Here is a 20,936-nt window from a genome sequence, read left to right on the forward strand (position 1 = left end):
ATCGAGCCGTCCGTTTCCCGCTGTCGCCGTCCACACGCCTCACGCACCGAACGCCCGTCGCCCCCGGCAGGCCTGCCGKCAACCGAAGATCGATGCTGCCGTGAGCAGGCACACAGGCCGGCAGGAGCGTCCTCACCGCGAGCATGAAGGCGCGCGAACCGATCTGTTTCGCGCGGCGCCGGCTCACGTGGACCGCGGAGAAATACGCCCCCCGATCGCCGGAGGTGATTACAGGCGGCAATCCCGCCCGGCTCGCTTCTCCGCGCCGGGATGCCGTACAAGTGCCAGGCGCTTCTGAATACGATACCGTTGGCCCGGTCACGAGAATGGCTCTCTTCTGCCCCGGGAGCGTCCATGGCTGTTCGCCGGTCTCCGGCCAGGTTACCGCGGTGACTCCGGCCGAGTTCCGTGGCCTCGAAACCGCCCCGGAACGACCCGACGCAGGCGGTGGGCCGGTCCCGGAGCAGTCTCGGGTCACCGAGATCGACAGAAAGCTCGACCTRCTGGACCGCGCCGCCTCCCCGGGCGACTCACCCGAGCCCTGCCATCAGGAGCGACCGGCCGGCCGGGATGCTCCCAGCCGGAACACCTCCAGCATCGACGCCAAGCTGGACCTTCTCGACAGGGCGGCGCTCGCCCGTTCCGGCGGCGGCGCGGCTACGCCGGCGGACACCACCGGCGACCGGCCGTCCGAGGTCCGCCCGCCCACCGAGCCCGGGAACAGCGACCGGGCTCGGACCGAGGCCAAGCTGGCGCTGTTGGAGGACGCGGCCCGCCGCTACCGCCCCGAGCCCCCGGACGCGCCCGCCCCCGGTCGGGAGCGCTGGGCCGTCCGCGAGGCACCGCGGACTCTGCCGGACGACCATCCGCTCCTCACCCCGACGGACACCATCAACACCCCCGAACGCGYCGCCCTCCGGGAGAATCTGGTGAAGGAGGTGATCGGCGATGCCAAGCCGCCGGAGCAGGGCAGCCCCACCCTCGACCTCATGGGCGGCGGCGGAGCCTCCGGCAAGGGCTTCGTGCTGGAGTACCTCAAGGACGAAGGCCAAGTACCCACCGAGAACGTAGTCCATCTTGATCCCGACGAGATCAAGAAAATGATCCCCGAGTTCGACGAGATCATGGGTGCAGGAGACTCGCGCGCGGCTGAGGTGGTCCATGAAGAGAGCAGCTCACTCGCGAAGGGAGTCCTTCAACAGGCCATGGACCGCCGCCTCAATATCATCTACGATAGCACCCTCGGCAACCCGGAGAAGACCGCCAAGCTGATCGATGACGCGCATGCGAAGGGATACGAGGTTCGCCTATTCGGGGTGAGTGCCGATCCGGAGCTCGCGGTCACGCGCGCCGCKGACCGCGCCGCAAAGTCCGGCCGCTATGTTCCCGTTGACCACCAGCTTGCGGCACACCGTGGATTCTCCCAGGGCTTCGAAGGTTATGCCGAGAAGGCCGATAAAGTACGTCTTTATGACACCAACTCTGAACCCCGACAGATCGCCCGCAAGAGGGCGGGCGAAATTTTGACAATTCTCGACCAAGGATCGTACGATAAATTTCAAAATAAAATAAACATTAATCCAGAAGCCATGGGGCCGGCATCACTGTACACCGATCGAGGCGAAAACCAATAATTTTCACTTCGACGACCAGCTACCCGCACAATCCGAATATCAGACAGATGGTTTCACGAGAAAAAGGAGCATAGCATGGAAGGCAAGGAAACCGACGAGGAGTTCGACGCTCGTCGTTCACAGAAGTTCGATGAGGGGATGGACCGACTCCAAACCTTCGACCCAGATAAATGGGAGGCCGTCAAGAAGYGGATGCGCGAGAAGGAAGAAGAGGAGACCAAGCRCATCTTCGGCGACAAGAAGCCCACTCTGTATGTCGATCGCTATACCGACCTGTGAGGCTTCGCGGCTGATCCCGGCGGCCCACAGAACCCGTCGGTATCGGGTGAAGTCAGATCGGCGCTGAGATCGTACGCAGAGATCCGGGGACGCGGCTACCAGAGGGCGTGCTGGTCGCCGGGAGGTGGCTCCGTGCCTTGTGCGCGCCGAAGGCTGCGAGGGTGGCCGGGTGAGGATGTACTCGAGCATCACGTAGTTCGTCAGCAGGATGTCGGGACGCCGATCCAGGATCCGCTGCCGGGACTCGGCCAAGTCCTGCCCGGTGTACCGGTCGAAGGTGACCGACCGRYCATCMACGGGTATTCCCCATTCGAGATACTTCTTCAACTCGTGGAGCTGGCTGTTCGCCAGCGCGTTCATGGGGTAGACCACGATCGCCGAGATGCGGTTCGGGCGGGGGTCACGGAGGACGGAATCCACGACCGGCACGATGTAGGAAAGGCTTTTACCGGATCCCGTGCCGGTGGTGAGCACATAGCTGCTGCCGTCCCGGGCCGCCTCGATGGCTTCCCGTTGGTGCCGATACAGCGTCAGCGACCGCCCGCCGGGATCGCCGGAATCCCTCTTGACCCGGAAGAATCTGCCGCAGTCGGGGTGCAGCAGACCTGTGCCKACCAGTTCGTCGAYCGTGCCGCCGGAGGCGAACGCAGGGTTGAGCGAGATCCACGGGTCAGGCCAGCGGACCTTCGCCGCCCGCTCCCGCTCGAGATAATCTTTGATCTTCTCGTCGCGAACCTCGACGAGGGAGTCGGYGAAGGCCGCATAGTCCTCGATCAGGCTCCGATGAGTCTCGAAGACCTCCACGTACTCCCTGCCCTCCTACCCACCAGGTCCGAACAGTGTCCGGCCAGCACATCCAGGTCGGGCGCGGCGGGCCGGGTGCGTCTGTCGTCGTACCCTACGGTGATCGGCGCCCGTCGTCCGGCATGACGGACCGGCTTCTGCTTCTGGTGGATCCGCCGCCTGACCCGGCCCGACCCGGCCCGRCCTGATCGCGGCACACCGTGGGCTGTTCCGGTGGGTGTCTGTCCAGAGGCCCCGAGCCCGATTCGTCCTTGTGGACACGCACGGCCACACCGGGAATCTTGCCTATCCAGAGGCTTCGACGTCCCTTTTATCCCTCTGGAAAGGCAAGAGAGGGGGCTGGCTACTCGGCTATTCGAAGCGGGGGGGCTGGCCGGTCGCTTCGAGGACGGACATCCACAGATCGCCGGCCGGGTCGACCTGGTTGCGCTGGCTGATCGCGAGCGGGATCGGGATGTGGATGAACCGCCGCCGCCAGCGGCCGACGACCATCTCCGTGCGGCCGGACATCGCGGCGTGCACGGCCGCGTGGGCGAGCCGGATCGTGTAGACGCTGTCGTACGGGTTCGCCGGCACGCTGCGGATCACGTAGCTGGGATCGATGTACTTCAGGTTGAGCTCGATGCCCTCGGCGTCGAAGTACTCCTTGATCCGGCGGGAGAGCTCCGGGCCGATGTCGTGCAGCTTGCGGTTCCCGGACGCGTCGGTGCTCTCCGGCTGGCCGACGACAAGCTCCTGGCCGGCACCCTCGGCGACGACGACGACGGCGTGGCCGCGCTCGGCCACCCGGCGACGCACGTAGTTCAGCAGACCGCCGTCGCCCTCCAGCTTGAACGGCAACTCCGGGATGAGCACCACGTCCGCGTTACTCTTCGCCAGCGTCGCGTAGCAGGCGATGAATCCCGAGTGGCGGCCCATGAGCCGGACCACGCCGAGCCCGCCGGGCGCGGACGTCGCCTCGGCGTGCGCGACCCGGATGGACTCCGCGGCCTTGCCGAAGGCCGTCTGGAAGCCGAAGCTCTGGTCGATGTAGGGGATGTCATTGTCGATCGTCTTCGGGATGCCGACCACGGCGATCTTCTCCCCGCGCGTCTCGGCCTCCCGGGCGATCTGCCCGGCCCCGCGCAGGGTGCCGTCACCGCCGATGACGAACAGGATGTTGATGTTCATCCGGGAGAGGCAGTCGACGATCTCGGCGGGATCCTGCTGGCCGCGGGAACTGCCGAGGATCGTCCCGCCGTCCTCGTCGATGTTGGCGACGCTCTCCGGGGTGAGATCGACGACGTCGTGGCCGTAGCGGGCGATGAAGCCCTGGTACCCGTTGCGGAATCCGAAGATCCGCCGAACCCGGTAGTGCGAGGTCAGCTCCAGCACCAGACCGCGGATCACGTTGTTCAACCCGGGACAGAGCCCACCGCAGGTGACGATGCCCACCCGGGTCTTCGACGGGTCGAAGTAGATCTTCCGGCGCGGCCCGGCCGGCTCGAATCCGGGCAGGTCATCGAGCGCGACACCACGCGAGGAGATCATCAGGGCGGTGTCGTCGTAGAGGACCTTGTCCGACTCATCGATGTAATGCTGCGTCGTCGGCCGCTCCCCCAGCAGCGGCAGGAGCGGGGAGTCAATCCGGCAGACCCCCAGGGTCTTGACCGCCAGATCGGCATTATCCACCAGTATTGGTGCACCCACCGTTACCCGGCCCTCACGTCTCGATCGGCGCTACATCAGTCTCGGTGACTTCGCTTCATACTTACCTGGACCAGAGGAGCACGGACACCCCCGATCATCCTAGGTTTCTCCACCCCGAGAGTACCGACCCAAACCACCCACCACGACCCCGTCGACGGGATAACCCGCAACCTGCGGACGGAAACAATGGCTTCATAGGCGCGAAACCGGCGTAACAACCTGCCAACCCCGTCCCGACCTGTCCCGGGCGGACACCTCCGGGCGATGCGGGCAGGCGATGCGGGCAGACCGTCCGAGCCGGATAACCCAGGCCAGACCAGGCCAGGCCAGACCAGATCCGGATCCGGAAGCCCCGCGACGTCGGCGGCCGCGAAGTCCGGTAGACGGTCAGCTCATGCAGTGACCACCATCGCGCGGCGGCCGAATTTGGGGGAGCCCGTCACGGTCCAGGGACCGCAAACTGTGCTCAGGTCCCCCAGATTCGCCGGCCGGCAGCCGGCAGGTCACCGCGCTCAGGACAACCCGGCCCGGTGCGCGCGCCGCCAGAAGGCTCCCCCACCGAGCAACAGCACCGCCAGTACGGCAAGGACGCTGATCTGCCCACCGGTATAGGAAAGCGAGTTCCCGCGGCCCCCCGTCCCGGTCCTGTCCGGGGCGGGGGGCCGAGGCGCACCCGTGCCGGCGGACGCTCCGGGGTCTCCATCACCACCACGGCCGTGGTCCCCATCACCAGCACGGAGCGAGACCTGGTCCGGCGCCTCGTCGATGGAACGCGAGCTTTCCGCCACGGAACGCGACGGGCCGTCCGCGGGGCGCGAAGCCGCGACCGGAACCGCGGCCAGCACAAGCAGCATGCTCGTGAGCACGGCGGCACCGCCGGAACGCAATCCCATGGTGGTTCTCCCCCAGCAGCCCGACTTGGCGCAGCCCGACCGGACGACGTCGGACCAGACGACGTCGGACGGTACCGATGGTCACTATGCGTGTCCAGGAGACGACAGGATCGACACGCCGACAGTTCACCACCCCACGTGCGTCCCCGGTAGTGGATCAGGCGTCGGCCGCCTCGTCCGGCGTAGGTGCGGCCACGGACGGAACCGCGCCGCGCGTCCCCGGGCGGCGGTCCGRGCGGCGGTCCGAGCGGCGGTCCGAGCGGGACAGGCCGGAAGCCGGCGATTGTGTCGGAGACAGGTCGTAAGGTCGATCAGGCGAAGGCGCGGGCGGCAGGTGGCGTCGCGCCGCCGCGCCCTGACCCAGCCCGCCAGCCGAGGAGCCCGATGTCCGCTCGTGATCAGGTCCGTGGCCGGTCGCTTCGGCTCCTGGACTACCTGGCCGCGCTCGCCGCCGAACGGCGCGGTGCCCCCCGTCGCCAGCTCGCCGAGTACGTCCCCGCTCCGCTCCTTCCGGCTGACGTCCCGTCCCATCCGGGGGTCCGGCTCGGCCCGACAACGCAGCGGGAGAGCTGGCTGGAGGTCGCCCGGGTACCCCAGCCGGCCGCGCCGAGCTGGCCACCCCCGCTCGACCGCTACCTGGCCGGGACGGTGGTGAGCCCGGACGCCCCACCCACCATCCCCGCCCATCTCCTGGACGCGGAGGCCGTCGAGCAGACCGGGGAGCGCGAGCCTCCCGGTGTCCCGGGCGAGGAGCGGGACGCTCCGCCGGGCGCCGTCGCACTGCTCGACGCCTGGGTGCGTCAGGTGTGGCGGCCGTGGGCGCCCGAGGCACGCGCCGCCCGCGACGCGCGCGCCCTCTACCAGCGCCTGTTCGACCTGCGCCTGCGGCTGCAGCGCGAGGCCGCGACCGTGGAGCTGGCCTGGGGGCACTCGGTGCTGTGCTGGCGGGTCGGCGACGCGACGATCATCCATCCGCTGCTCGTCACCCGCATGGTGCTGACGGTCGATCCGGACTCCGGGGTCATCCGGCTGCATCCCGACGGTCCGGTGAGCCTGGAGACCGAGCCCCTGCACGGCCTCGGCCTCCCCGGTCTGGACGAGATGTCGGCCCTGCGCGACCGGCTGCGGACGGCGCCGGCCGATCCGTGGGACGCCCCGGCCCAGGCCGAGCTGCACCGCCAGATCCTCGCGCCGCTCGGGCTGGACGCCCGCGCGACCACCGGTCCGGTGCCCCCGCCGGGGCCGAGCCCCGTCCTGGTCGACACCTGGGCGGTGTACGTGCGGCCGCGGCCGGCCCTGCAGGCGCAGTTCTACGCGGAGCTGCGGACCGCCCTCGCCGAACGGGACCTGCTCCCCGAGGCCATCGCCGCCGTGGTCGCCGACGACAGGCTCGTCGCCGCCGCGCTCGGCGGGGACGATCGGGCCGACGGCACCCTCCCCGAGGGTGCCCACGCCGATCGAGGCCGTGGCCGGCGCGGTCACGACGGCTCCCCCGCGGGGCTCGGTGAACGCCTGCTGATGCCGCTGCCGACGAACGCCGACCAGGAGCGGATCGCCCGGCAGCTCGCGGGCGCCCGCGGAGTCACCGTGCAAGGGCCGCCCGGCACCGGTAAGAGCCACACCATCGCGAACATGATCTGCCACCTCGTGGCGCATGGGCAGCGGGTGCTCGTCACCGCGCAGGACGAACAGGCCCTCGCGGTGCTGCGCGACAAGATCCCGCGGGAGCTGCGCGACCTGACCGTCGCCGTGCTCGGGTCGAGCCGGGCCGACCTCGACGAACTGCGCGCCGCCATCGTGGAGATCTCCGGGGCGGTCAGCGAGGTCGACCCGGCGCGGGAGACCGCGGCCGTGAAGGCCCTCGCCGAGGAGCTGGACGCCGCCCGCGCCACCGCCTGCGCCCTCGAACTGCGGATGATCGACCTGCTGGCCGGCGAGGCGCGGGAGTTCGAGCTGCCGCACGGGCGGGAACGCGCGCCGGAGGTGGCGAGCTGGCTGGCCGAGCGCGCGGAGGAGCTCGGGTTCGTTCCCGACCGGCTCGACCCCACCCGCGCGCTTCCGCTCGGCCCGGCCGAGCTCGCCGAGCTCTACCGGACCGCGCGCGAGATCACCCCCGCCGACGCCCGGGCCGCCGCGGGCAATCTGCCGGGCGACCTGCCGGACGGCGCGTCGCTGCCGGGCGCGGTCGCCCTCGGCCGGCTGCACGACGAACTCGACGAGATCCGCGCCGGGCTCGCCGACCTCGAACAGGCCGGCCTGTCCGTCGACGCGCTCGACGCGCTCGACGTCGACGGTGCCGACGGTGCCGACGGCGTCCGTGCCCTGGTCGAGGACACCCGGGCCGCCGCCGACCGGCTGCGCCGGCTGTCGGTCGGCTGGCTCACCACCGCCCGGGCGCAGTGCGCGGCGTCGGGTGAGCAGGCCAGGTTCTGGGCCGACCAGGCCACGGCCCTCGCCGCCGAGGTCGCCGAGCTGCGCCGTCTGACCACCCTCACCTTCGGCCGTTCCATCGAGCTGCCCGCCGGTGACCCGCGGGTCCAGCTGAGGCTRCTCGCCGACCTGCGGGGCCGCTTCGCCGCCGGCCGGGGGATCCCCCGCCTCGGCGGACGGGAGCTGCGGGACCTGCACGACGCGGTGCGCGTCGATGGGCTGGCCGCGCGCACGGGGGAGGACGTGGCAATCGTCGAGGCAGAGGTGCGCCGCCGTCAGACGCTGGCAGCCGCCGCCGCCCGTCAGGCCGCGATCGCCGCCGCCCTCGGCGGTGAGGCCATCGAGCCCGCGGCACCCGACGTCCTCACCCGGCTCGACGCGGTCGCCGGCGGCCTCGCCGACGCCGTCGACTGGGAACGCCGGGCGGCACCGGAGCTGTCCGCCCGGCTGCGCGCTGTCTTCCCCGCCGGCCATCCCGCCGGCCATCCCACCGGCCATCCCGTCACGACGACGCCTTCCGACCCGGACACGCTTTCCCACCTCGCCGGCCTGCTTGCCACGGCGACCGGCCGACGGCGCGAGAAGGAGATCGCCGGCGCGCTCGCCGAGGTAGAACGGGCGCTCGCCGAGGGAGGCCGTAGCCCGCGGGCCGGCCGGGTGTGGGCCGACCTGCACGAGGCGCTGACCAGGCGGGACCTGGCGACATGGACGGCGCTGCTCGACGAGAGCGCCCGGCTGGCGGCGCTGCGCCCCGGCGTGGAACGCCGGGACCGGCTGGCGGCCCGGCTGCGCGCGGTCGCGCCGCTGTGGACCGACGCCATCCTCACCGGACAGGGTGACCCGTCGAGCTGCGGCGAGGCGGTGCGGGCCAGCGAGGCGTGGCGCTGGCGCCAGGCCCAGACCTGGCTCGACGACCTGCACTCCGACGGCGACCTCACCACGCTCGGCCGTCAGCTCGCCGACGCCTCGCGGCACGTGCGCGCCCTGGTGCTGGAGACTGCGCGTCGCTCCGCCCGGCTGGGCCTGGCGATCCGGCTCGGCGACTCCCAGCGCCGGGCGCTGACCGGCTGGGTACAGGCACTCGACCGGATCGGGAAGGGCACCGGGAAGTACGCCCCGCGGTGGCGCGCCGAGGCCCGGGCCCACATGCGGGCGGCGATGGGCGCCGTGCCGGTGTGGATCATGCCGACGCACCGGGTGATGGAGAGCTTCGACCCGGGCGCCGACGACCTGTTCGACGTGGTCATCGTGGACGAGTCCAGCCAGTGCGACCTGCTGGCCCTCGGCGTGCTGAGCCTGGCCCGCAAGGCTGTCGTCGTCGGCGACGACGCCCAGACGAGTCCGGAGGCCGTCGGCATCGAACGGGCCAAGGTTCATGCCCTGATCGACGCGCACCTGCCCGACGTCGCCCAGCGTTCGCTGCTCGACGTGGAGGCGAGTCTCTACGACACCGCGGCCCGGGTCTTCCCGCGCACCATCGTGCTCAAGGAGCACTTCCGCTGCCTGCCCGACATCATCGGCTTCTCCAACCGCTTCTACGACCAGCAGATCCTGCCGTTGCGGGAGGATCCGGAGCTCGCCCTCGGCGCGCCGCTGCGACCCGTCCGGGTCCCCCGGGGCGCCCGGTCGCAGACCCGCTTCGGCGACGCGAACCCAGCGGAGGCGCAGGCCCTCGTCGAGCGGGTCCTCGCCTGCTGCGCCGACCCGGCCTACGACGGGATGAGCATGGGCGTGGTCACCCTGCTCGGCGCCGGCCAGCCCCGCCTCATCGAACACACCCTAGTCGAACGGCTCGGGGAGCGCGAGTTCTCCCGCCGCGACCTGCGGGTCGGCGACCCGTACCAGTTCCAGGGCGACGAACGGGACGTCATCTTCATCTCCGTCGTCGCGGACGACAACCGCTCGGCCGCCACCCGCCGCCGCGACCAGCAACGAGTCAACGTGGCCGCGAGCCGCGCCCGCAACCAGATGTGGGTGTTCCACAGCGTCGACCCGGCCACGCTGCGCGACGACGATGTGCGGCGCCAGCTGATCGAGTACATGTACGCCGGGCAGACCGGACGGCTCGACGCGGATCTGGCCAATCGCTGCGAGAGCGAGTTCGAACGGGCCGTCCTGCGCGAGCTCCTCGCCCGCGGCTACCGGGTGCGCCCCCAGCATCCGGTCGGGCGCTACCGGATCGACCTGGTCGTCGAAGGGGTCGCCACCACGCGAGCCACCGCCGAGCAAGCCGTCACCGAAGGAGCCACCGCCGGGGGTGTGGGGCGCCGCGGCCCCCGCCTCGCGGTCGAATGCGACGGTGACCGTTTCCACGGGCCCGACCAGTGGGAGGCGGATCTGCGCCGCCAGCGGATCCTGGAACGGCTCGGCTGGACGTTCTTCCGGATCCGCGGCTCGGAGTTCTACCGGCATCCTCGGCCGACCCTGGAGGCGCTGGTGCGACGTCTCGACCAGCTCGGCATCCACCCGGTGCCGGTGCCGGTGCCGGTGCCAGCACCAGCCGGCTCGCCGACGGAAGGGCCCTGATCTATCCGTTGGCGGCCCGGGGTTTGGGGCCGGTGGCGCGCATGTTCACCAGTCTGCCGAGCAGGTCGAACCAGAAGGGGGCGCCGGCGGTGAGCGCGAAGCAGGCGATCGCGATGCCGGCGATTTTCAGGAGCCACCCCTCGACGGAGTCGGGAACCTCCCGTGGGTCGTCGCGGCCCGCGGAGTTGTGGACCCAGCCGATCGGGAAGGCGAGCCCCGAGGCCTCGCGCACCGTCTTGATCACCTGTTCCGTGGCGTCCCCCACCATGGGCTGGTCGGAGGTGAGGCGGGTGCCGGAGGCGGGATCCCCGGCGAAACTCCCGGCGGAGCTCCCGGCCGCCTCGCCGGATGAGCCCACCTCGGCCTGGGCCGCGGTCACGGCCGCCTGCCGCACGGTGCCGTCCTGCCAGAACGCCCGTGCGAGCCCGATCGCGTCGAGGTTGAACAGGACGGACAGCAGGACCGCGTAGCCGAGCAGGAAGACGGCGATGCGCCGCTTGTACCACCCGGACAGGCGATCCATCGCGTCGTCGTACCACCGGGCCAGCTCGATGACGACCTTCTCGCGGTCCCCGCCGGCCTGGACTATCGCTGTGGTCATMGCGGTCTTCGCCGGGGAGGGGGGCATCGCGGCGAGCCCGTCCTCCATCGTTCCCACGGCTCCGGCCCTGGTGGCGGCGACGAGCGCGGCGGCCACGACCCGCCCGGTGGGGTGATCCACAGGCATCGCGTCGTACAGGGCCTGGGCGGACCTCTCCCCGAGGGCATGCCGGGCACCGTCGTAGGCCCGCCGGTAHGCGGCCCTGGCCTCGTCGGGGACGTGGTCAGGCAGGGTGTCCGGGCGGAGCTGGGACAGCAGGGCCCGGGCGGGCGGGTCGACCCGGTCCAGCAGCGCCCGAGCGAAGGCGGTGGACGGCAGGTAGGACGGCAACCGCAGTGTGTGCGCGCGGCGCACCGAGGCCCAGGTACCGGAAACCGGCGGATGGTCGTCCATGGCCGGCAGGGAGGTGTCGCGGCCAGTGGCACGCATGGCCCGAAGCGGCCCGTCTAACAGTTCGGCGACGAGGTCCGTCCGATCCGCGGGCGGGTCCGCCCCCGGATCGGACGGTTCGGCGGGCCGGTCACCGCCGAGCAGCCGTCGCAGCTCGGCCTCCAGCTGGCGCCCCCGGTAGCGGAACAGAGCGAGCACGGCCTCGTTGATCCGGGAGACTGCGAGGCTGAACGCGGCAAAGAGCAACGCGAGCCCGATCAGGACATCAAGAGCGGATGAGTCCGGCATAACCCCCCCGATTCCGAGCCCGGGGCACCCGCGCCACCGCCTTCACGGCCGAGGAGTACGCCCCGGGACTGTCCTGGGCAGACCGCGCATTTCTACACCTCGGCGCAGAACCGGCACTCAGCGGCATCATCGGACACCTGGTCGAAGCGGGCGAAGAGGACACCAGACGACCGGGCCGCCCCGCTTCGAACAGCGGGCCATGCTGGCAGGCCTGACCGGCCGGAGAGACCTGAGCCCGTCGGAGGAGCCGGTGGGGGCGATCCAGGAGATCTTGGCAGCCGGCGCCGCCGAACTAGAGGGTGTCGTCGCGAAACGACCCCGCCCTGTCAAAGAGGGCGGGGTCAAACGATCGTAGCGACGCTCCGATAGGATGATCGTCTTGGCGTCGAGAGACTGGATGGTGGATGGGCCGGCGGGATGACTCGTCCACGCCCACCATGATATCCGTAGATCATCCGGAAGACGTTCTTCGTGCTCCACGTGCGTCAGCCCCACCGCCCGTTCGGGCGGTGGGGCTGCCCCCGGCACAGCCGCGGCGGCGATCGGTCCCCGGCCACTGGAGCCCGGCTACCTGTCCCCGGGTAGCGGAGCCGGAGGACCCGCTGATCAGTCCGGGGGATCGTCGCCGAAGGGCCCGTCCGGGCCGTACGCGGCGACCTCGATGTCGATCATTGGAGGGCGCTGCGGATCCTGCAGGGGACGCAGCGGTGAGGTCGTCCCGCGGTGGTCCGCCCCCTGTTCCCACACGTTGAACTCGGCCATACTCGCCCAGACGCTGACCACCGCGAACCGGGACGGGTCCGCCGCCGACCGGTGCAGCGTGTTACCGAGCAGGCCAGGCGTGCCGACCAGCTTGGAGCTGATCTCGTGGTAAGCCCGCTCCACCGCGCCGGGATCGTCGGGCGGGTCGACCGCCCACAGCATGACCCGAACCTTCGCCGGACCGGCCACGGTCAGCTTCCCGCCGGAACGGTCAGGGAGGCCGCGCCGGCCAACTGGGCGACGACGGTACCGGTGACCATCGAGGCACTGGCGCGCAGCGGGTGCAGCGCCTTGCGGTGCACCAGGTGACRCTCGCTGTGCTCGAACTCGCGAAACTGCTCCTCGTCAACCCAGTCACTGACGATGTAGTACGTGCTCGGCTCCTCCTCCGAGCGGATCAGCCACTGCCCGAGGTTCGCCGGGTGCGAGGTGACCGCGTCGCCGATCCGCAGCCAGGTCTGCTCGAACTCGGCCTCCCGACCGGGGTGGATCCGCATTGTCAGCATGATCCGAAAAGGCGGGGTCGAGGTCATCAGATGCCTCCGTCCACGGCAAAGGTGGCGCCGTTGACGTAGGACGACACGTCGCTGGCCAGGAACAGGACGACCGCGGCGACCTCCTCGGCCGTCCCGATGCGTCCCAGCGGGATGCGGTTGGTGTAGGCCGCCTTGACGGCCGGGTCGATGCCYTCGGCATGGTGGGTCTCGATGACTCCCGGGGAGACCAGGTTCACCCGGATGCCGCGGACACCGAGCTCCTTGGACAGCGAGCGGGTCAGTCCGATCAGGCCGGTCTTCGCCGCGGTGTAGTGGGCCCGCAGCGGCAGACCGACCACCCCGGAGCCGGATCCGATATTGATCACMGAACCGGAGTCCCCCAGCAACGACAACGCGCCCTGCGTGACGAGGTGAGTGGCGGTGAGGTTGGTGGTCAGCACCTGCGTCCACTCGTCCAGGGGCAGCTGCGCGTAGGGGATGTGGCTGATCGTGCCGACGTTGTTCACGACGATGTCGAGGCCGCCCAGGTGGGTGCCGGTGGCCTCGACGAGCTCGGTGATCTGGCCCRGATCGGCGACGTCGGCCTGGACGAGCAGATGGTCGCCGCCGGTGTCCTTGAGCTCGCGGCGCAGGCTCTCGRCCTCCTCGGTCTGGCGCTGGTGGCCGGCAACGACCGTCGCTCCGGCTCGGGCGAGGCCGAGCACCACGGCCCGTCCGATGCCGCGGGTACCGCCGGTAACCAGGGCGCGTCGCCCGGCCAGGTCTGGGAACATCGCTGACTGTCTCCTGTGTCAAGGTGTCGGCTGGTGAGGTTCGGCTGGTGAGGTTCGGCTGGTGAGGTTCGGCTGGTGAGGTTCGGCTGGTGAGGTTCGGCTGGTGAGCGGGGGCAGGCGATACGGGCAGGCGATACGGGTGGGTACGTCCTCCTCAGCAAGGACCGACGGCGCGAACCACGAGGCTGCTGTTGAAACCGCCGTAGCCGCGGGCGTTCACCAGCGCCACCCGCACGGGTACACGCCGGGGCGTGCGCACGAGGTCGAGCCCATGGGCCGGATCGGGGGTGTCGAGGTTGCCCACCGCCGGGATGACCCCGTCCCGGATGGACAGCAACGCCGCGGCTACCGTCAACGCCGAGCCGCCGGCGAGGAGCCGGCCGACGAAGCCCTGCGGCGCCGTCACCGGGACCGTCCGGGCCCCGAAGACCGTGCGGATCGCCGCCGCCTCCTGGGCGTCGAGGTCCGGTGAACCAGCGCCGTCCGCGAAGACGACATCGACGTCGTCCGGGGTGAGGCTGGCGTCGCGCAGGGCCCGGCGCATCGCGGTGGCGAGCCAGCGCGCGTCCGGGGCGGGGCGTTCGTGGTGGGCGGCGTCGTGCGTCGCGGCGTAGCCGGCGATCTCGCCGTAGACGTGCGGGGCTCCCCGGGCGGCGGCGGCGGCCGGATCCTCGAGCACGAGCGTCGCGCCACCCTCACCGGGCAGGTAACCGTTCGCCCGAACGTCGAACGGCTTGTAGCCGTCCGCCGCGACGGTCGCGGTGCTGACCCGGCCACCGGACAGATGGCCGGCAATCGCATAAGGCGTCAGGCTCGCCTCGGCCCCCCCGGCGAGCACCGTCGGCGTGYCGCGGCGGATAATCCGCCGGGCCTGGGCCAGGCTGTCGATTCCGCCGGCACCGTCACTGACCAGGACCCCCGACGGCCCCTTCAGACCATACCGGATCGAGGTCTGCCCGGTCGTCGCCGCGTAGAACCAGGCGATCGACTGATAGACGCTCACCGCGGTGCGGCCCCGGGTCCACAGCCGTCCCAGCTCGCGCTGCCCGATGTCKACACCGCCCGACCCGCTGCCGAACACCACCGAGGTCGCATACGGATCGTGCGCGGCGGGGTCGTAGCGCGCATCGGTCATGGCGAGGCGCGACGCGGCCATCCCGAACCAGGTCCACCGATCGGTCTGGACGATGTACCGCTTGTCGACGTAATCCTCGACCGCGAAACCGGCGACCTCGCCGGCAAGGGTGGCGTCGTACCAGGTGGTGTCGAACCGGCTGATCGGCGCGATCTTCAGCTCGCCGCGCAGAGTTGATGCCCAGTACTCCTCCGTCCCGATGCCGCTGGGCGCGAGGACGCCGAGACCGGTGACGACCGGCCGGACCGGGGCCTGCGGCGAACCGTCCCGGTACGCGGGTCCCGCGGCCGTCGCGACGGAGGCCTCCACGGCGGCGTTCATCGCGTCGGGGCGGCGAGGACGATCGCCGACTGGAAGCCACCGAAACCGCTGCCGACCGACAGGGCCACGTCGACAGTGTGGTCCCGGGCGATGTTCGGGACGTAGTCGAGATCGCACTCGGGGTCGCGGGTGGTCCAGTTGGCGGTGGGGGGGATGACGTCGTTCTCGATCGCCAGGGCGCRGGCGGCGATCTCGATCGACCCGATCGCGCCCAGCGAGTGCCCGATCATCGACTTGATCGAGCTGACCGGGATGTCATACGCCCGCTGTCCCAGCGAACGCTTGAAGGCGGCCGTCTCGTGCCGATCGTTCTGCTTGGTGCCCGATCCGTGCGCGTTGATGTAGTCGATGTCGTCGGCCCCGACCCGCGCCGCGTCCATCGCGACCCGGATCGCCTCGGCCATCTCGACCCCGTCGGGGCGCAGTCCGGTCATGTGGAACGCGTTCGAGCGCGAGGCGTACCCACCCACCTCGCAGTAGATGTGCGCACCGCGCGACCGGGCGGCGGTGAGCTCCTCCAGGATGAGTACGGCGCAGCCCTCCCCCATCACGAAGCCGTCCCGGCTGGCGTCGAAGGGACGGGAGGCGTGTTCGGGGTCGTCGTTGCGGGCTGTCGTCGCGCGGATCGCGTCGAAGGACGCCATCGAGATCGGGGAGATCGGCGCGTCGGAGGCACCGGCGATGACGATGTCGGCCTCGCCGTCGACGATGAGCTGATGGCCGTAGCCGACCGCGTCGATGCCCGAGGTGCAGCCGGTGGAGACCACGAAGGCTGGGCCGTGCGCGCCGAACCGGCAGGCCAGTTCGGTGGCCAGGCAGCTCGGCACCATCGCGTGGTAGAGGAACGAGCTGGCGTACCGGGGATCAACCTCCCAGTCCCGCCCGCTGTCGGAGACCTCGACGTACTCGTTCTCCAGGCGGGTGGTCGCGCCCACCGCACTGCCGATGCTGACGCCAACGATCGGGCCGTCCCCGGAACCGTCCCCGCCGTCCCCGGAACCGTCCCCGCCGCCCCGCAGGTCCAGGCCGCTGTCCTCCACCGCCTCCAACGCCGCGGCCAAGGCGAACTGCGCGAACCGGTCGTTACGCGCGATCTCCCGGGCGGTCAGGCCGGCCGCCGCCGGGTCGAAGTCGCACTCGGCGGCCACCTGGGAACGGAACTGGGTCGGGTCGAAGAACGACAGTCGCCGCGTCGCGGTACGGCCGTCGGTTAGCAGGGTCCAGAACTCCTTGCGGTTGACCCCACCGGGGGCGACCACCCCGATCCCGGTGACCGCCGTCCGTCTTGGTCCGCTCACTGTCCGGACCCGTGGGGCAGGGAGTCGACGGTGGGCGCCGACGGGGCGACCGGGACGTGCGGGGCATCCGGGTCGAGCGGTACCTCGGTGTCGACATGACCGAGGTCGGGCCGGGGTGCCAGCGGGCTGAGGTGAAAGACGAGGAAGGCGGTCTCCTCACCGGTGTTGACGACGCGGTGGCGCATCCCGATCGGGATGCACACCCCGTGGTCGGCCGGCAGGTCCTGGTACTGACCGTCCAGTCGGGCGGTCACAATGCCGCGCACGCAGTAGAGGAACTCCTCCGAGTAGGGATGCAGGTGTTCGGTCACCACCTCACCCGGCTGGAGGGTCAAGGTGCCGAAAAAGCCCGAGGTCGAGCCCACGGTCGCCGGTGAAAGCAGCGTGCGGACGTCACCGCCGCGCCGACGGTTTGGGGTCATGTCGTGAATGCAGAGAACCTTCGGAATCGCTGTCACGGAAGTCACCGGTCTCGTTCTCCTCAGACTTGTTCCGGCAGCGCGATGGAGACCGGGGGCAGCTCGGCGGCGGCCCGCTCGACCTTCTCCCGGATCACCGACATCTCGCGGGCGGTGTTGGCGTTGATGCGGTTGGTCATCTGCTCGTCGTTCACCGGCGCCGACGGGCGCATATGGAAGTCCTGCACCCAGCGCATGYGGGTGCCGGTGCCCTCCGGCGTGTAGCTCCAGTGGATGTGCATGTACTCGAACGGACCGGTCTCGACGCGGTACGCGCGCACCTGCCGGGTGGCCGGGTCGAGCGTCCGCTCGGACACCCAACTCCACGCCGTCCCGTTCTCGTCGGGATGCATGGTCAGGCGAAACTTGAAGGTGTTCTCATGGTGCTCAAGAATCTCTACCGAGGCGTATTCGGTAAAGAGGTCAGGCCAGGACTTCAGATCGTTGGTGATGGTCCAGACGGTTTCAATGTCGGCATCGATGAAAATCRAGTTGTCAGTGTGCCCGCTCACGTCGGCTCCGGTCGGCCTGGAAGGTATGGGGCGTGGGAACTAACGGCGGATTCAGACCGTCTCGCGCTGGCCGAGAGCCGTGTTYACCGTGGCCAGGATCTCGGCGAGGGTCCAGCTCTCCGGCAGCTCGGCCGGGAGGTCCACCCCGAAGGTCCCGGYCACCTCCGCCGAGAGCTGGAGGTAGGCGAGCGAGTCGAGGCCGATGTCGATGAAGGTCACATCCAGGTCCGTCGGCCGCTCGTCCGAGGGCAGACCGGCCTGCTCGACCAGGAAGTCGAGCAGGGCATCGGCCGACCATTGCCGGGGCATGTCGTACTCCCTTTTTCATTTTCGGGTTTCGGGGTTCACATGAAAAACTGGGCGTACCGGTGGGCGGGATCTAGGACGCGGTCGCTGATGACCGGTCGCGGCCACAGCCGGCGGGCCCGGTGCTCTGGCGGTGTACAGGAGCCCGGCCGTGTATCAGGAGCCCGGTGGCGCACCGGGGGCTCAGCCGGCCGTCCACGAGTAGAAACTCTGTGCCATCGCGTCCCCGGGGGTGCGCCAGGTCTCCGGGTCGTAGGCGGAGACGTATTTCCCGAGCTTTTTGCTCACGTCGACGAACAGCGGATGCTCATGGACGTTCTCGACGGTGTTCCTGACGTTAGTCGGAGCCTCGATAAGATGAAAGTAAAGGCCATGGAAGTGAAACAGGTCACGCCTGGTCACACCCACGATTCCGGGTAGTTCTCCGGCATCGGACTCGGCGAAGGTCGCCGCGATGGCGGGAGCGTCGGCAGGGTTCATCCTGGCCACGATGAGAGTCCGRTGTGACTGACCTCCGGACGGCGTGGCGGGGTTCTGCGGACCGGTGACTGAGGGACCGGTGACTGAGGGCACAAGAATCTCCTCGACATGTTCTTGGGAAGCGCGTGTTTGACCCCAGGCAAGCACGGGTACCGTGTGCATGGCAAGCACGGGTACCGTGTGCATGGGCAGTCAGGCGGACCGGCCATGACGGACCGGCCCCGRCACCTTGCGACGCGTTACAGGTGGCAGGGGAATCCGCCGACGAGCATGGAGCCGGCCGGGAGTGACCGGTGCGCGACCACCGCTTCCCACCCGACAGCCCTTCTGAAGCAGCCAGCCTTTCTAAAGCAGTCGGCTTCTTTGACTCATCGAGAGCATGGGGCCACGCGGCGCGGCTGTCCTGGATTTCCCCTGGCAGCAAGTTGCCCTGGCAGTCAAATGCCAACCAGTGCACACGGAGAGCACAACGCGGCTACAACCATCGCGAGCGGGCTTCCCGGTGCCCGGGGGTGGTCGACACGCCACCGGAGGAGAACCGGGATCTCGATCTCGTGGGAACCACGTCGTCCGCGCTCGGCCTCGGCCTGGTCGGGTATGGTGCTACCCAGAGCCGGCTACATCCAGAGCCGGCTACATCCAGAGCCGGCTACATCCAGAGCCGGCTACATCCAGAGCCGGCTACATCCAGAGCCGGCTACATCCAGAGCCGGCTACTCAGAACCAGCCGCTCAGAACCAGCCGCGTTGCGCGGCGAGGCTACCCGCCTGGAATCGGCTACGGGCGTTCAACCGTGCCATCAGATCGGCGATCATGCGGCGCACGGTGCGGACGGAGACGCCCAGATGGCGCGCGGCCGCCTCGTCCTTCATGCCGAGGCTGAGCAGACGCAGCAGCAGCCGTTCGGTGTCGTTCGGCGCGTCGTCACCGTCCCCGGGAGCGGCCATCGCCTCGCCGCTCAGCGGTTCGGCGGCCTCCCAGACCTGTTCGAACAGGGTGAGCAGCAGGGCGGTCAGCTCCGGGGTGCGCACGAGCAGGGTCTGGCCGGTCGCGAACCCCCGGCCCAGTCGGACCAGGCCGATCCGCCCGTCGACCGCGGTGGCGTCCAGCCGGGGATCGTCGATCATCCGGGCGTCCAGGCCATGCGCCGCCACGGTCCGCACATAACCGGCGCCGAGCTCGTCCAGGCGCACCGACCGGGGCAGGACGCTGCGCATCACCACACCACGCCGCAACGCACGCAGTTCGACCGGCATCACCTCGCGAGTCAGGGTCGAGGACCACTCGCGCCGGGTATGCAGCGCGAGCACCTCCCGCTCGGCTCGCCCGACGATCGCGAGCAGCTCCGCACGGGCCTGGTCGGCACTGTCTATCCGCCTTACCTCGGCGGTGTCCCCGCCGGGACGGCTCTCCAGGTAGTCCGAGACGAAGGAGCTGATCTGCGCCCGGGCCAGGAGCAGCCGCTCATGGCGACGGATCAGCTGCTCGTGCTGCGCCTGGAGCAGGTGGTCGAGCCCGGCTTCGGGATGCACCGCGACGTAGTGACCGGCCCGTTCGCGCGAGGGCAGCAGCAGACCCAGCTCGACCAGACGATCACGCGCCCGCCCCGCGGCGACCAGCGGCTCGCCGAGCATCTCCGCCACCTCGGGCACGCTCAGGACCTCGTGGCACAGCCACAGCCGATAGGCGGCCAGGGTGACCTCATCGATACCGAAAAGATCGAGCACCTTCCCCTTCCTCGGAGCAGGATCGGGACGTGGMCGACGGACGCCGACCGGACCAGCCGTGCCCACCGGACCAGCCGYGCCCACCGGACCGACGCGGCCGCTCACCCCGACCRCTGGGGCAGGCCCGGCCGGGACTCCGCGGACACCACGTCGAGGGCGTGGCGGACCAGCGACACCAGGGACTGCCGGACCGACTCCCGCTGCCGGGCGTCGCAGAACACCACCGGACGGCGCGGATCGAGGTCCAACGCCGCCCGGACGTCCTCCACCCGGTACTCCCGCGCACCGTCGAACCGGTTCAGCGCGATGAGGAACGGGATGTCGCGCTCCTCGAAGTAGTCGATGGCCGGAAAGGAGTCGGCCAGCCGCCGCGTGTCCACCAGGACCACCGCGCCKATCGCGCCGAGGACGAGCTCATCCCACATGAACCAGAACCGGTCCTGGCCCGKGGTGCCGAAAAGGTAGAGAATAATGCTGTCGAGAAGCGTGATCCGACCGAAGTCCATCGCGACCGTGGTTGTCGTCTTCGAACCGACCGCGCTGGTGTCGTCGATCCCTATGCTTGCGGCCGTCATCGCGGCCTCCGTGGTGAGGGGCTGAATCTCGCTCACCGAACCGACGAACGTCGTCTTTCCGACTCCGAACCCGCCGGCGATGATGATTTTTACCGGATGCGGCGGCGCCGTTTCCGGCGACCCCGTTCTAGAGGGCCTGTAGTCCATCGAGCACCTTTTCGATGAGGGCAATGGAAGGGCGGTCGGAGGGTCGGGCCGGTCGGGTCACGGTCACCAGGCCGGCGTCGAGCATGTCGCCGACGAGGACCCGCGCGACCCCGACCGGAAGATTCAGCCGAGCGGAGATCTCCACGATCGACTGCACGCGTTGGMAGAGCAGCGCGATGGCGCGCTGCTCATGCTCCAGCGTCCGCATCATCAGCCGGCCGTTGGGCGTGGTGGTCACCAACGCGACCAGCTCCAACGTCTGGTTCGTCGGCCGTGTCCGGCCCCCGGTGACAGCGTAGGGGCGGACGACCGGACCAGCCTCTTCGTCGAACCATTCATCATCGCGCGACATACCGGTCCTCCTGCCTTGAGAATTCTGCTGTCATCCGGTCGGTGATGGCAGGGGGTGAC

18 protein-coding genes are annotated in these 20,936 nt (G+C 70.0%); 2 read left to right on the forward strand and 16 right to left on the reverse strand.

What is annotated here, in order from left to right:
- Positions 1–143 precede the first annotated feature (143 nt).
- Entirely contained in the window at positions 144–1,634 is a 1,491-nt protein-coding gene (locus tag CcI156_RS05710) for a zeta toxin family protein (protein WP_139341419.1), read from the forward strand.
- Between the two features lie 117 nt (positions 1,635–1,751).
- Here the strand turns inward: CcI156_RS05710 and CcI156_RS05720 are convergent, their stop codons facing one another.
- The 3 genes from CcI156_RS05720 to CcI156_RS05730 form a co-directional block, all read right to left on the reverse strand.
- A complete protein-coding gene (locus tag CcI156_RS05720) occupies positions 1,752–2,717 on the reverse strand; it encodes a DEAD/DEAH box helicase (RefSeq protein WP_254847289.1) in 966 nt (321 codons plus the stop codon).
- Positions 2,718–3,068: 351 nt separating this feature from the next.
- The gene (locus CcI156_RS05725) at positions 3,069–4,406 is read right to left on the reverse strand and encodes an ATP-dependent 6-phosphofructokinase (RefSeq protein WP_011437230.1); all 1,338 of its coding nucleotides are present in this window, start codon (positions 4,404–4,406) and stop codon (positions 3,069–3,071) included.
- A gap of 512 nt (positions 4,407–4,918) precedes the next feature.
- Positions 4,919–5,299: a hypothetical protein gene (locus CcI156_RS05730; RefSeq protein ID WP_011437231.1), complete on the reverse strand. Its 381-nt coding sequence runs from the start codon at positions 5,297–5,299 to the stop codon at positions 4,919–4,921.
- Positions 5,300–5,683: 384 nt separating this feature from the next.
- Here CcI156_RS05730 and CcI156_RS05735 point away from each other — a divergent pair, with 384 nt between their 5' ends.
- Complete coding sequence (locus tag CcI156_RS05735) at positions 5,684–10,255, forward strand: AAA domain-containing protein (RefSeq protein ID WP_023840769.1); 4,572 nt, start codon at positions 5,684–5,686, stop codon at positions 10,253–10,255.
- 1 nt (position 10,256) lies between these two features.
- On the opposite strand, the gene CcI156_RS05740 is transcribed toward CcI156_RS05735, so the two are convergent.
- The 13 genes from CcI156_RS05740 to CcI156_RS05800 form a co-directional block, all read right to left on the reverse strand.
- Positions 10,257–11,534 carry a hypothetical protein gene (locus CcI156_RS05740; RefSeq protein ID WP_011437233.1) on the reverse strand — a complete coding sequence of 426 codons (1,278 nt, stop codon included), beginning with the start codon at positions 11,532–11,534 and terminating at the stop codon, positions 10,257–10,259.
- 606 nt (positions 11,535–12,140) lie between these two features.
- Complete coding sequence (locus CcI156_RS05745) at positions 12,141–12,458, reverse strand: antibiotic biosynthesis monooxygenase (RefSeq protein WP_051623809.1); 318 nt, start codon at positions 12,456–12,458, stop codon at positions 12,141–12,143.
- Positions 12,459–12,487: 29 nt separating this feature from the next.
- Entirely contained in the window at positions 12,488–12,829 is a 342-nt protein-coding gene (locus CcI156_RS05750; protein WP_076804639.1) for an antibiotic biosynthesis monooxygenase, read from the reverse strand.
- Positions 12,829–13,566, reverse strand: a complete 738-nt coding sequence (locus CcI156_RS05755) for an SDR family NAD(P)-dependent oxidoreductase (RefSeq protein ID WP_076804641.1) — start codon at positions 13,564–13,566, stop codon at positions 12,829–12,831. The genes CcI156_RS05750 and CcI156_RS05755 overlap by 1 nt, the downstream gene beginning before the upstream one ends.
- 154 nt (positions 13,567–13,720) lie before the next feature.
- Positions 13,721–15,022 carry a beta-ketoacyl synthase N-terminal-like domain-containing protein gene (locus CcI156_RS05760; RefSeq protein WP_076804642.1) on the reverse strand — a complete coding sequence of 434 codons (1,302 nt, stop codon included), beginning with the start codon at positions 15,020–15,022 and terminating at the stop codon, positions 13,721–13,723.
- Complete coding sequence (locus CcI156_RS05765; RefSeq protein ID WP_063578334.1) at positions 15,019–16,320, reverse strand: beta-ketoacyl synthase; 1,302 nt, start codon at positions 16,318–16,320, stop codon at positions 15,019–15,021. The genes CcI156_RS05760 and CcI156_RS05765 overlap by 4 nt, the downstream gene beginning before the upstream one ends.
- Positions 16,317–16,742 (reverse strand): cupin domain-containing protein, encoded by a 426-nt coding sequence (locus CcI156_RS05770; protein ID WP_082456678.1) that lies wholly within the window; start codon positions 16,740–16,742, stop codon positions 16,317–16,319. The genes CcI156_RS05765 and CcI156_RS05770 overlap by 4 nt, the downstream gene beginning before the upstream one ends.
- 59 nt (positions 16,743–16,801) lie before the next feature.
- Positions 16,802–17,290, reverse strand: a complete 489-nt coding sequence (locus CcI156_RS05775) for an SRPBCC family protein (RefSeq protein WP_076804643.1) — start codon at positions 17,288–17,290, stop codon at positions 16,802–16,804.
- Between the two features lie 51 nt (positions 17,291–17,341).
- A complete protein-coding gene (locus CcI156_RS05780; protein WP_076804645.1) occupies positions 17,342–17,599 on the reverse strand; it encodes an acyl carrier protein in 258 nt (85 codons plus the stop codon).
- Positions 17,600–17,779: 180 nt separating this feature from the next.
- Entirely contained in the window at positions 17,780–18,088 is a 309-nt protein-coding gene (locus tag CcI156_RS26605; protein WP_049761097.1) for a TcmI family type II polyketide cyclase, read from the reverse strand.
- Between the two features lie 719 nt (positions 18,089–18,807).
- Entirely contained in the window at positions 18,808–19,803 is a 996-nt protein-coding gene (locus CcI156_RS05790) for a LuxR C-terminal-related transcriptional regulator (RefSeq protein WP_023840772.1), read from the reverse strand.
- A gap of 101 nt (positions 19,804–19,904) precedes the next feature.
- Positions 19,905–20,525 carry an ATP/GTP-binding protein gene (locus CcI156_RS05795; protein ID WP_076804647.1) on the reverse strand — a complete coding sequence of 207 codons (621 nt, stop codon included), beginning with the start codon at positions 20,523–20,525 and terminating at the stop codon, positions 19,905–19,907.
- Positions 20,506–20,877 carry a DUF742 domain-containing protein gene (locus CcI156_RS05800; RefSeq protein WP_076804648.1) on the reverse strand — a complete coding sequence of 124 codons (372 nt, stop codon included), beginning with the start codon at positions 20,875–20,877 and terminating at the stop codon, positions 20,506–20,508. Before CcI156_RS05800 ends, CcI156_RS05795 begins: the two co-directional genes overlap by 20 nt.
- Between the last annotated feature and the right edge of the window lie 59 nt (positions 20,878–20,936).

The organism is Frankia sp. CcI156, from assembly GCF_001983015.1.
Taxonomy (GTDB): Bacteria; Actinomycetota; Actinomycetes; order Frankiales; family Frankiaceae; genus Frankia; species Frankia casuarinae.